The organism is Pseudosulfitobacter sp. SM2401 (genome assembly GCF_042932805.1).
Classification (GTDB): Bacteria; Pseudomonadota; Alphaproteobacteria; order Rhodobacterales; family Rhodobacteraceae; genus Ascidiaceihabitans.
In genome coordinates, this window is record NZ_CP170633.1 from 3,128,581 (window position 1) to 3,140,692 (window position 12,112).

General features: G+C 57.1%; 7 protein-coding genes. 2 read left to right on the forward strand and 5 right to left on the reverse strand.

Translation table 11 applies throughout. The annotated features are described in order from the left end of the window. Nucleotides 1-1,851 carry an aspartate--tRNA ligase gene (gene aspS / locus ACFIO0_RS15360; protein ID WP_390911279.1) on the reverse strand — a complete coding sequence of 617 codons (1,851 nt, stop codon included), beginning with the start codon at nucleotides 1,849-1,851 and terminating at the stop codon, nucleotides 1-3. Nucleotides 1,852-2,047: 196 nt separating this feature from the next. On the opposite strand from aspS, the gene ACFIO0_RS15365 reads away from it, so the two are divergent. Next, nucleotides 2,048-2,875, forward strand: coding sequence for an SDR family NAD(P)-dependent oxidoreductase (locus ACFIO0_RS15365; protein ID WP_390911280.1), 828 nt, complete (start codon nucleotides 2,048-2,050; stop codon nucleotides 2,873-2,875). On the opposite strand, the gene ACFIO0_RS15370 is transcribed toward ACFIO0_RS15365, so the two are convergent. Beyond that, nucleotides 2,872-5,292 carry an FAD-dependent oxidoreductase gene (locus ACFIO0_RS15370; protein WP_390911281.1) on the reverse strand — a complete coding sequence of 807 codons (2,421 nt, stop codon included), beginning with the start codon at nucleotides 5,290-5,292 and terminating at the stop codon, nucleotides 2,872-2,874. The two genes, ACFIO0_RS15365 and ACFIO0_RS15370, sit on opposite strands and share 4 nt — an antisense overlap. Nucleotides 5,293-5,474: 182 nt before the next feature. Here ACFIO0_RS15370 and ACFIO0_RS15375 point away from each other — a divergent pair, with 182 nt between their 5' ends. After that, nucleotides 5,475-6,992 (forward strand): trimethylamine methyltransferase family protein, encoded by a 1,518-nt coding sequence (locus tag ACFIO0_RS15375; protein ID WP_390911282.1) that lies wholly within the window; start codon nucleotides 5,475-5,477, stop codon nucleotides 6,990-6,992. Nucleotides 6,993-6,996: 4 nt separating this feature from the next. On the opposite strand, the gene ACFIO0_RS15380 is transcribed toward ACFIO0_RS15375, so the two are convergent. The 3 genes from ACFIO0_RS15380 to ACFIO0_RS15390 form a co-directional block, all read right to left on the reverse strand. After that, nucleotides 6,997-9,270 carry a mechanosensitive ion channel domain-containing protein gene (locus ACFIO0_RS15380; protein WP_390911283.1) on the reverse strand — a complete coding sequence of 758 codons (2,274 nt, stop codon included), beginning with the start codon at nucleotides 9,268-9,270 and terminating at the stop codon, nucleotides 6,997-6,999. A gap of 117 nt (nucleotides 9,271-9,387) precedes the next feature. After that, nucleotides 9,388-10,206, reverse strand: a complete 819-nt coding sequence (locus ACFIO0_RS15385; protein WP_390911284.1) for a hypothetical protein — start codon at nucleotides 10,204-10,206, stop codon at nucleotides 9,388-9,390. Nucleotides 10,207-10,563: 357 nt separating this feature from the next. Then, nucleotides 10,564-11,946 (reverse strand): calcium-binding protein, encoded by a 1,383-nt coding sequence (locus tag ACFIO0_RS15390; RefSeq protein ID WP_390911285.1) that lies wholly within the window; start codon nucleotides 11,944-11,946, stop codon nucleotides 10,564-10,566. Nucleotides 11,947-12,112: the final 166 nt, after the last annotated feature.

A 12,112-nucleotide genomic window follows, 5' to 3' on the forward strand; every position in this document is an offset into this window, starting at 1 on the left:
TTAGTCTTGTGGGATGACCCGCAGGCCCAATTCCATCAACTGATCGCTCAGCGGCTCGGACGGCGCGGACATCATCAAGTCTTCGGCCCGTTGGTTCATCGGGAACAGGATGACTTCGCGAATGTTCGCCTCGTCTGCCAGCAGCATCACGATGCGGTCGATCCCGGCCGCACAACCACCGTGGGGCGGGGCACCGTATTGGAACGCGTTAACCATGCCGCCGAAACGTTTTTCGACTTCGTCTTTGCCGTAGCCTGCAATTTCAAAGGCTTTGAACATGATCTCTGGCTTGTGGTTCCGGATCGCGCCGGACACCAATTCGTAGCCGTTGCACGCCAGATCATACTGGTAGCCAAGCACGTCCAAAGGGTCGCCTTGCAACGCGTCCATCCCGCCTTGGGGCATTGAAAAGGGGTTGTGTTCAAAGTCGATTTTGCCGGTTGTTTCGTCTTTTTCGTAGATCGGGAAATCGACGATCCAAGCAAATGCAAAGCGGTTGAGGTCGGTCAATTTCAGTTCTTCGCCGATGACGTTGCGGGCCCGTCCTGCGACGCCTTCGAACGCTTTTGGCTTGCCGCCAAGGAAGAATGCCGCGTCGCCAAGGCCAAGGCCCAGTTGCAGACGGATGGCTTCGGTGCGCTCTGGTCCGATGTTTTTGGCCAGTGGGCCTGCCGCTTCCATGCCGCCTTCCACTTCGCCGGATTTCAGTTTGGCTTGGGCTTCTTTTACGGTGATGCCCAGTTCTTGGGCCACGGCATCTGCCGTTTTTTCGCGCCAGAAAATGTAGCCCATACCGGGCAGACCTTCTTTTTGCGCAAACGCGTTCATGCGGTCACAGAATTTGCGCGACCCGCCTGTGGGTGCTGGAATGGCGCGAATTTGGGTGCCGTCTTGTTCCAGCAACTTGGCGAAAATCGCGAAGCCGGAATCGCGGAAATGATCCGAGACAATTTGCATTTTGATCGGGTTGCGCAGGTCTGGCTTGTCAGAGCCGTACCAAAGGGCCGCGTCTTTGTACGAAATCTGTTCCCACGTTTGGTCGACTTTGCGACCGCCGCCGAACTCTTCGAACACACCGATCAGCACGGGTTCAATCGTGTCGAAAATGTCTTGCTGCTCAACAAAGCTCATCTCGAGGTCGAGCTGGTAGAAATCGGTGGGCGAGCGATCAGCGCGCGGGTCTTCGTCGCGGAAACACGGGGCGATCTGGAAATATTTGTCAAAACCGGACACCATCAACAGCTGTTTGAATTGCTGCGGTGCTTGCGGCAGCGCGTAGAATTTGCCGGGGTGCAAACGGGAGGGCACCAGGAAATCGCGCGCACCTTCGGGGGAGGATGCGGTGATAATCGGCGTTTGATATTCGCGGAATTTCTGATCCCACATGCGCTTGCGGATCGACGACACAACGTCAGAGCGCATCATCATATTGCGCTGCATTTTCTCGCGACGCAGATCGAGGTAGCGATATTTCAGGCGCGTTTCTTCGGGGTATTCCTGATCGCCAAACACCAGCAACGGCAGTTCAGCAGAAGACCCCAAAACTTCGATGTCGCGCACGAACACTTCGATTTCGCCGGTCGGGATTTTGGCGTTCACCAGTTCTGCGTCGCGTGCTTTGACCGTGCCGTCGATGCGGATGCACCATTCCGACCGGATCTTTTCCATGTCTTTGAACACGGGGCTGTCAGGATCGCACAGCAATTGCGTCATGCCGTAGTGGTCGCGCAAGTCGATGAACAGGATGCCGCCGTGATCGCGGACCCGATGGACCCAGCCAGAAAGACGGACGGGATCGCCCACGTTGGCGGCCGTTAGATCGGCGCAAGAATGGCTTCGGTATGCGTGCATGGGGCTGGTCCCTTTGTTGGGCGTAAAACTTTGGGCAGATACACCGCTCGGGGGGTGGAAAGTCAAGGGAACGCAGGCAATGTTCACGCAAATCGGCTGCATTCGTGCCCGTTTACGCCCGTTGATGACTGGGCGTCACGGTTCCCTTTCGCGGAATGCCGGTTAGCATGGCGTCAACTTAGGATTAGGAGGCGATATGGACGTTTCAGGCAAGACTGCATTTGTGACCGGAGGTGCGTCGGGCATCGGGCTTGAGATCGGGCGCGTTCTGATGGAACAGGGCGCGCAGGTGATGCTTGCGGATCGTGATGCAGACGGGCTGGCGGCGGCCAAGGCGGATCTGGGGAATGTGCAAACCGTGGTGTGCGATGTGTCCGATCCCGCGTCGGTTCAGGCGGCCGCTGACGCGACAATCGCAGCCTTTGGCAAGGTGCACATCGTCGTCAACAACGCCGGCGTTTCACTGGCAGGATCGCCCGGTCGCACGCCGCTGAAAGACTGGCAATGGATCGTCGACATCAATCTGATGGGCGTCGTTTACGGGGTCGAGGTGTTCACGCCGTTGATCCAGTCACACGGCGAAGGTGGCTATTTCATCAACACCGCGTCGATGTCCGGCCATCTCGCGACGCCGCAGTTGGGGGCGTATACGGCAACCAAATTCGCGGTTGTCGGCTATTCTGAATCGCTGGCCCAAGATCTCGCACCGCACAACATTGGCGTGTCCGTGTTGTGCCCCGGTTGGGTCAAAACCGACATCAACAAAACCCACGAAGGGCGCCCATCGGGGCATGACCAAGACGGGACGTTTGCCGACAATCCCGGCATGCAAATGATCTCTGACGCGGTCGAACAAGGGTTGCCACCGCGCCACGTCGCCGAGTGGACGTTTGAATCGATGCAAGCCAGTCGGTTCTACATTTTCACCCACCCCAGCATGCGCCGCTGGATCCAGAAACGCGCATCACTGGTCGATGCCGATTACGCGGCGTGTGTGGACGACCCCCGGTTCAAGGATCGCTAGCTGCGCACCTTCGTGTTTTCGGGGTCATACGGCCCCGAGGCGATGACCTGCGCCGCGATGATTTGCCCGATGCAATCCAAGTTGAACGTCGTGCCGATGGTCGCAAAGGCGGGTTCCACAAAGGCGTAGGCGATGTTCATGCCGACGCGGTGCCCCCAATCGCCGGACGTCACAGTGCCCACCACGCGGCCGTCGACCATCACGGATGCACCTGGATGCGCGGGCAATTTGTCTGTGTCCAAACGCAGCGAAATCAGCTGGCGCGTGGGGCCCGCGTCGACCCGTTTGACCAAGGCATCGCGCCCGATAAAATCGCCTTTGTCCATTTTGATGAACCGGTTCAGGCCTGTCTCGAACGGGTCAAATTCGGTGATCAAATCGGCCTTCCAGTGCAAATACCCTTTTTCCATCCGCATGGATTCGACGGCGCGCGCGCCAAACAGCTGGAGCCCGTGTTCCTGGCCCGCTGATCGCAGTGCCAGATAGGCGGCATAAAGCTGCGCGTTTGGCACGTGGATTTCATAGGCCAATTCGCCGGAAAAGCTGACCGACATGACGGTCGCCGGCGCAATGCCGACAAAGCATTCGCGCACTGACAACCAAGGGAATGCCGCCGCGGACCAATCACCGCGGCTGACTGCGCCTAGCACATCGCGCGCTTTTGGGCCTGCCAAAACAAGGATCGTTTGGTCGTTTGTCAGCGATTTGATCTGCACGTCTTCGTCGGCTTTTAGGTTCGATTGCAGCCAGTCCATGTCGTGAAATTCGGATGCGGCGGCTGATCCGTACCACGTGCGCGCGTCGTCGATATTTGCCAGCGTTGCCTCGCCCTTGATCATACCGTGGTGGTTCAAAAGGTAGCCCAAGCCGACCTTGCCGGTTTTGGAATTCACCCGCCCGCAGATCATCCGGTTCAGGAATGAATGACGGTCCGCGCCGGTGATTTCGAACCGGTTGAACCCGTTGACTTCGGCCAAGCCAACGGCGTTTTGCACGGCTGAAACTTCGGATGCGACGACGTCAAATGCCTCGTTGAAATAGTATCCGTGAGTTTCGTGGAATTCCGAGGACGGGCGAATGTAGTCGACCCGTTCCCAGCCGTTCACCACGGTGAATTCTGCGCCTTCTGCCGCCATGACCGGCGTGATCGGAGTCGTCTTTGCAGGTCGTCCGGCGGGGCGGTGTTCGTGGGGGAAATGGAAGCGGAATTCGTTCTGGTAATCCTCGATGGCTTTCAGCGCCGTCAGTTCGACATTTGCGTGTCCGGTGAACCGGCGCGGGTCGATCACCCACGTGTCGTAGCAGGCCTCGCCGTGCACGATTTGTTGGGCCAGCAGCCAGCCGTGGCCACCGCCCTCGCCCAAGCCTGCACGCAGTCCGATGATGCAAAACGCGTTGCGTTTGTTCGGGATCGGGCCGACCAAGGGCGCGCCATCAATCGTGTAGGTGATCGGGCCGTTCACGATAGTGTGGATGCCGGTTTCGGCCAACGCAGGCATGCGGGCAATCGCGCCTTCTAACACGTCTGTCACGCGGTCCAGATCATCGGGGCAGAGCGCGTTCACGAATTTCGGGTCGATCCCGTCCATGCCCCAAGTTTTGCAATCCTGTTCGTAGAAACCGACCAGCAAACCGTTCTTTTCCTGACGGCAATAGTAATCCGAAATCGGGCAGCGCAGCAGTGGCATGCGGTGGTCGGATTGCGCGATTGCGGGGATGTCTTCGGTCAGGAAATATTGGTGTTCCATCGACATGACGGGGTGGTGCACGCCCATCATCGCGCCGACTTCGTTCACGCGGTAACCGCAGGCGTTCACGACCACATCGCAGTCAATGTCGCCCTTGGTCGTGTGCACCGTCCACGTGTCATCCTTGTGTTGGGTAAGACCGGTGACGGGCGTGTTGCGGTAGACTTCGGCGCCAGCCTTGCGGGCACGACGGGCCAAGGCCTGACACAGCTGCGCAGGGTCAATGTCGCCGTCCATCGGATCCCACAAACCACCGATCATGTTGTCGGTGGAAATCAGCGGGTGACGGCGGGCACATTCGGCGGCGTCCAGCACTTCGAATTCGACATCCATGCCCCGTGCCATCGATGTGAAATGACGATAGCCATCCATCTGCGCCTCAGTGTTGGCCAACCGGATACCGCCGTCGCCGTGGTGGTAGTTGATCGGATAATCCGGATCGTTCGCGAGCTCTTGGTACAGGTTGATCGAATGGGTTTTCAGGCCCACCATCGTTTGGTTCATGCCAAAGTTTGTGACCTGGGCCGCCGAGTGCCACGTGGTGCCGCTGGTCAGCTCGTCACGTTCGACCAGAACCACGTCGCTCCAACCTTCTTGTGTCAGGTGATACAGCGTCGAACACCCTGCAATCCCGCCACCAATCACCACTGCTTTTGTCCGCGTCTTCATTTCGATACCCTAAATTTCGTTGCTTGCCTTAAAGGCGCAAAGGTCGGTCACATCGTCAATTCGGAAACTATAGATTTCGCATTTGCAAATAGACGATTTGGCTTTGCTTGGATCAAACACGGGGGCTGGCGCGAAAATTCACGATGGGCCTATGGTCAAGCGAACGTCGAAAAGGGCCGCGAATGACCGATACTCCGAAACGTGCAGGACGGCGTGCGCGCCACGCATCACGTGCGGCCGGGCCTGATGTGAACCCCTGTCCGCCGGGGGCTGCGGGTGGTCAGTACAAGCCGCTGCGCGAGGGCGAAATTCAGGCGATCTACGACACCGCATTGCGGCTACTGGCCGAATTGGGCATGGGCGAAGTGCCCGAAAGGCTGACAAAGATTTTCCTGCAAAACGGCGCGGGTTTGCGTGACGACGGGCGTATCACATTTCCGAACGCATTGGTCGAAGACGCCATTGCGCGCGCCCCCAAGACCTTTGTTTTGCACGGGCGGGATGAGGATCGTTCGATCGAAGTGGGCGGCGACAAAGTCTATTTCGGAACCGGCGGTGCTGCGGTCCAGACGCTGGACATCGACAGCGGTTTGTACCGATCCTCTACCTTGCAAGACCTGCATGATTTCACCCGATTGCAGGACCGGTTGGACAACGTCAGCTGGTTCACACGCTGCTGCATCGCCACAGATTTGCCGGACGTTTTGGATCTGGATGTGAACACCTCCTACGCCTTGATGCGCAACACCACGAAACCCGTCGCGACGGCGTTTACCGTGCCTGAAAACGTGGCACCCATCGTAAAAATGTTCGACATCGCGGCAGGTGGTGACGGTGAATTTGCCAAGCGCCCCTTCGTTAAGGCGCACATCAGCCCGGTGATTTCACCCCTGCGCTACGGCGAAGACGCGGTGGACACCGTGTTCGAATGTCTGGCCCACAACATACCCGTGTCGTGCATCACGGCGGCGCAATCGGGGGCCACGGCCCCTGCGACTTTGGCCGGTTTCCTTGCCCAATCGCTGGCTGAAACGCTGGCCAGTCTGGTGATGGTGCACGTGATCAAACCGGGGCATCCGATGGTGTTTTCGAACTGGCCTTTGGTGATCGATTTGCGCACCGGCGCTTTTGCCGGTGGTGGCGGTGAAATTGCCGTTTTGAATGCAGCGTCGGCGCAGGTGTCAAACTGGCTTGGCCTGCCCTCGGGGGTGGCGGCGTCGATGACCGATGCCAAGGCGTTGGATGCCCAGTACGGCGCGGAAAAAGCAATGACATCACTGGCGGCAGCACTGGGCGGCGGCAATCTGATTTACGAAAGTTCAGGCATGACGGCGGCCCTGTTGGGCGCAAGTTTCGAAGGCTTTGTGTTGGACAATGAAATGCACGGCCACACCTACCGCATCCTGCGCGGCATCGAGGTAAACGAGGCCAACTTGGGCTTTGATGCGATCTGCGAAGCGGTGCTGGGCGACGGTCATTTCTTGGGCGGTGCGCACACGATGGCCGCAATGGAGCGCGACTATTTTTACCCGCCAATTGCCGACCGCGAAAACCCGAAAACCTGGGAAGACGCGGGCGGATTGGATGCGTGGGCGCGTGCAAAAATCACAGCCAAATCGATACTGGCAGAGCATCATCCGACCTATTTGACGGACGATCAAGATGCCGCGATCAGGCAACAATTTAGCATTCTCAGCTAATTGCCTACTGCTTGTCTTTGGCGGCGGCGTCCTCTGGCATGACATCTTGAACCGCTTGCGTTGCGGCGGCAGAGATCGCTGATTTGTCATCCTCCGTCAGGTTGGACGTGTCCATGGACGGCAGTGCAACGCGGACTTCGCGGCGGGCAAATTCCAGACCGTTGGTTGCGAATTCTGCGTTCACGCGGTTAAAAATTTCCTTGCGCAGCGTGAATTGCGTGCCCGGTTTGGCCATGAATTTTCCGCGAAACACCATGCCCACATCATCGATTTCCAGCATGCCTTGGGATTTGAACGGTTGCAGAAAATCATCCGCGAATTCAGGGACTGCCAGCATGTCCTGCCCGATCTTTTTAAAGATCTTTTTCACCTTGTTCGGGTCGGTTCCGAACGGCACGGTAAAGCGCAGTTTCATGATCACCCAGTCGCGCGAAAAGTTGGTGATTTTCGGGATTTCACCGTAGGGGATCGTGTGCACCGGCCCCTTGTGGTGGCGCAATTGCATCGAGCGGATCGAGATGTTTTCGACCGTGCCCATGGTCCCGTCTACTGTGACATATTCACCGGTGCGAAAGGCATCATCGATCAGGAAAAAGATGCCGGACACGACGTCTGTCACCAGCTTTTGCGCGCCAAAGCCGATGGCCAAACCGACGATACCGGCACCGGCCAACAGCGGGGTCGTATCAACGCCGACATTGCCCAGACCCAGCAGGATAAACACCACCACAATCGCCGCGCGGCTGACCCCCAGAATGAGCGGCAGGACTGTCGACAGGCGTGACCCACCTGCACCACCGCCGTCGCCACCGACCTCTTGGGCATCAGGGTCGTAACCTGCAGCGGTTTGTTCGGCCGCCAGTTTGCGGTTGATGTACAGCGACACCAATTCGTACAGCAGATAGCCGATCGACATGATCACGAGAAATTCGATCATCGATGCGGCAAGCCGTGGGCCAACGCCAGCGGATGCGATGTTAGACGGGCTCATGCCCCAAAAACCTGCGATGCCGATAATGACCATTCCGAAAACAACGACGCGGCCGATGCGGATGTAGGACCGTTTTGCCGACAGATAGGCGCGCTCTGCGACCGGGCCTTCGCCGGTCATCGGGGGTGACAAATGGCGCACCAAACCGCGGATCAATGTGTCTAGTGCCGGTGCGAACAACATCAGCGTCATGGTTTTGTAATGCGGGTACGTGCCCAGCAATTCAAAGTTGCCATAGCTGACGACGATGTTGACCACCCACCACACGGCGATGATCACGAAGATCGCAAAATAGGGGTAAACGCGCGCGATGCGGTCCTCCATCACGCTGACGTCAGGGTGGCTGCCGCGCATCATGCTGACCGCGCCCGCACGGTACGTCCACATCAGCCACACCAGATAGACATGCATCGCCACGTTCAGCCAAAACGCCAGTCGCGTTTCAATTGATGGCACCCCGTAGATGTTGTGGAACTGGATGAACGCGCCTGAAAACCCCAGCAACATCGCGATCCAGAACTGGTGTTTGCAAAACGCGCGGGCGGTTGGTGAATCGACGTTCAATAAGCGGAATTCCGGGTTCAGCGGCGCGAAAAAGAAGAATGCAATGGCCAGTGCAAGCCTTGGGAAGCCGATCAGATAGGGGCCGATCAACGCGACAAGTGCGAAAACATTGTCAGGCAGGATGATCCGCCCGACAGTCTGGGCGACGATCACAAAGACGATCACCGACGCCACTTGAGTGGTTAGCCGCTGCACCAACAACTGAATGACTTCGCGCAGTTGCAAATTTTCAGGGTCGGCTGGAGGCAGGACGCGCCAGTCTCTGGTAAAGCGGCGAAAGGCGATTTCGGCAAGCGCGCCGGCCCCAAAAACGATGACCATATAGCCCAGCGCCGTCAAAAGACCGATGCCGCCACCGATGCGTTCAAAGAACGTGGAAAACGCGGTGAATTGACTGTTGTAAAGCACTGGCAGGCGATCGACCGGCAGCATGACGGATTTCGCTGCACCCGTTGTCGCGTGATAAAGGAACTCGGAAAAACCGGCGCTTTCTTGGGAACTGGATGCGACGGCCTGAGCGTTCAGTTGGTCCAGCAAAAGCGTGCGCACCTCGCTGTCAGACAGGCGCGACATCAGCGCATTTGCAGTCTCGGTCGTTAGTGGATCCGGCAGCGTTGGCGTGGTGTCCACCGCCCCGCCAGTGCCAAGCATGATCTGGGCCTCGGCCGCAGCGCCCCACGTCAGAACAATCAAACAAAACGCCATAAGGGTACGTAAAAACATCGGGCTGGCTCCTAAAGCTCGTTGTTTTCACTTTGATTGGGAAACCTGCAAAACTTCAAGTGTGAATGTTTTTTTGCCGTAGCCGCGGGTGCAAAGTGGATGGCCAATCGCGGGTGTCTACGTGTCGACCCGATACCGCGTCAGAAAGCTAAGCCGACCCTCGGATAGTTGTGGCATCGGTTCGTTGGCCCCGTGCCAACTGTCATTGCCGATTTGAAACGCGTAGGCCAAGTTCGGTTTGTAGTTCATCTTTTTGACGGTCTCGAACTGGTCGCCGTGTTTTTCAAACAACTCGGTGCCAGTGTCGAAGTTGCTTTTGTCCAAGGGAAAGTACATCTGGAATGTCACAAGCCCGCCGTTTTCACCATCAAGGTGGGGGCGAATGCGTGTGCCCGCGCGGTCCAGTTGAATGCGGGTGTGGGCCTTGCATTTGTCAGGCGGTGTCATCCCCAATTTGCTGAACAGCAGCGCAATGATCTGCGGCGATTGCATGACGCGGTCCATAGTCAGCCACACAAAACCGACGCGACGGTGCGCTGTGTCAAACGCGTTTGGCGAAATGGTTGTCTGGTATCTTTGATACCTGCCGTTCTGAAAATATTCGGGGCTGGGTATCGGTTTCAAATGGGTGATGTGCGGGGATGACAGCAGCAGACAAATGTACGTTTGTGCATCAAATACCGGATCAATCACAAAATGTGCGTAGGGCGTATGTTCAACGTGCGCGCGGTTCAAGGCATCAAGCATGAACTTAAGGAGATGCGCGTAAAAATCATCCGCCGACAGCTGAAGCAAATCCAGCGCGCCGGCTTGGTCTTCGATTTCTTTGTTCCAGCGTCGGTGTATCCATTCATCGGATCGTCGATCAACAGCATCCAAGAGCCCAACCAGAACGCTTTGCGCACCGTCCGTATCCGCCGTTTTCAGCTTGGCCAAAGCGCTTTGCAATTCGGTCTTCAGCTCTAAACTTCTGTTTTCTTCGAGCACGCGAAGGGCACTGTCTACAGACGAGACCGGCTCGGGTTTGCGTGGCCCCAGCGCCGTAAAAAAATCAAAAAGCCTCTCGAAGGCGGCCCGTGGTGAATTGAATGCAATGCGGGCGTAGCGTTTGAGAAGCACAATTTTAACCTATACAAAAACCAATGGCTTTCAGTGTCGTACGCACAGCCCCTAGGTTAAAGGGTTGGCGATAATACAATTATAAAGTGTGCTAAGTTTGTGCCACCAAAGAGGTGCGATGACCGCCCCTGAATTTCAATTTCGAAGTTCAGGGGCGGTCAAGTCTGTCGTAATTTAGGCCGCAACGAACGCGATGTCTGCTTGCGTAATCGTTTCTGGCGCGGTGTTGTCGACGACAGCCAGATGCGTGCCCGTATCGGCAGCCCCCAGCCAAACGTCTGTTCCGCCATCGCTGTTGGCGACGATTGTCAGATCCTCGAACTCTGGCAAAGATGCAGATCCGCTTTGAATGACAAGCATGTCAGAAACTTCGAAATCGCGGATCACAACAGCGTCGGTGACCAGATCAGAGAACGTAAAGCTGTCGCTTCCGAGGCCCCCATACATGAAGTCGCCGCCGTCACCCAGCAACACGTCGTCGCCGATGCCGCCGTCCATGACGTCAACTTCGCCATCCTGACCGTCCAGAGTGTCGTTGCCCTGCTCGCCTTCCAACACGTCATTGCCAGACCCGCCGGAAATGTAGTCGTCATCGATGCCACCGAACAAATCATCGTCGCCGGCTTGGCCATAGATTTCGTCGTTGTCGTCGGCGCCAAAGACTGTGTCGTTGCCAGCACCGGCGTAGACAGTGTCGTCGCCATTGTCAGGCAACAGGTCTGCGCCACCGACGCCTGTTCCGTCATCTTCGATGTTCAGATTGTCCGGAAAGCTGGGATCAAGGCCTGCGTAAATCAGGTCATCGCCGTCTTTGCCGCGCAGCAGGTCATTGCCTTCGCCGCCGATGATCGTGTCATCGCCCGGGCCTGCATCAACAAAGTCGTCATCGAAACCGGCATCGATAAAATCTGCCTGTCCGCCTGCGCGAATAACGTCGTCGTCGTCGCCAGTGATAATTGTATCGGACCCAGCGCCGCCGACAACCGTGTCAGCATCGTTGCTCACGTCATCGTCGCCCTCAAACAAGAACGGATATCCTTGATCTGGCAAGCCACCGTTGTCGGATGAGGTGTCGATCATGTCATCACCGCGTCCACCAACCGCAAGGTCGGATCCGTCAGAGCCGATGATCGTGTCATCGCCGATGTTGCCGTGCAAAATGTCATCACCGATGTCGCCTTGGACAAGGTCGTTGCCCGGTCCGCCCATGACGCGATCGTTGCCAGCGTTTCCGCGGACGTCATCGTCGCCTTTGTTGCCTTGGACGACGTCATCATCGGTAAAGCCGCGCACCTCGTCGTTGCCATCGTTGCCGAACAACAAGTCGGCGCCTTCGTAGCCATCAACAGTATCGTCGCCCGTGCCGCCACGGATTGTGTCGTCGCCTGCGTCGCCATCTAGGATGTCATTGCCCGCGAACCCTTGCAAAAGATCGTCACCGTCATTTGCAGAAACGCGATCATCTTGATCCGTTCCTTGAATGTCGTCGTCCTCGGTCGAGCCGACGTAAAGTGTGCCAACCGCCAAAGCGCCCAGCATGGATAAAAGTACCAGCATTTTCGTTCCCCCTCAGGTAGTGGTGTTACCCTCAGCGCATTTCCCCAAACGCACTGAACACCGAAATCGTTTACGTAAATTTATTATTCAAAAGCGTAGAATGGCGGACAATGTGAACTGTTTGATGACGGCTGCGCAAAAATGTCAGCGTCTGGGTTCGTCAAAT

What these genes read in the sequence shown, in the direction of transcription:
- ACFIO0_RS15375 (WP_390911282.1), top strand. Translation starts at nt 5,475, where the DNA reads ATGACCGATACTCCGAAACGTGCAGGACGGCGTGCGCGCCACGCATCA.
- aspS (WP_390911279.1), bottom strand. Translation starts at nt 1,851, where the DNA reads ATGCACGCATACCGAAGCCATTCTTGCGCCGATCTAACGGCCGCCAAC.
- ACFIO0_RS15380 (WP_390911283.1), bottom strand. Translation starts at nt 9,270, where the DNA reads ATGTTTTTACGTACCCTTATGGCGTTTTGTTTGATTGTTCTGACGTGG.
- ACFIO0_RS15390 (WP_390911285.1), bottom strand. Translation starts at nt 11,946, where the DNA reads ATGCTGGTACTTTTATCCATGCTGGGCGCTTTGGCGGTTGGCACACTT.
- ACFIO0_RS15365 (WP_390911280.1), top strand. Translation starts at nt 2,048, where the DNA reads ATGGACGTTTCAGGCAAGACTGCATTTGTGACCGGAGGTGCGTCGGGC.
- ACFIO0_RS15370 (WP_390911281.1), bottom strand. Translation starts at nt 5,292, where the DNA reads ATGAAGACGCGGACAAAAGCAGTGGTGATTGGTGGCGGGATTGCAGGG.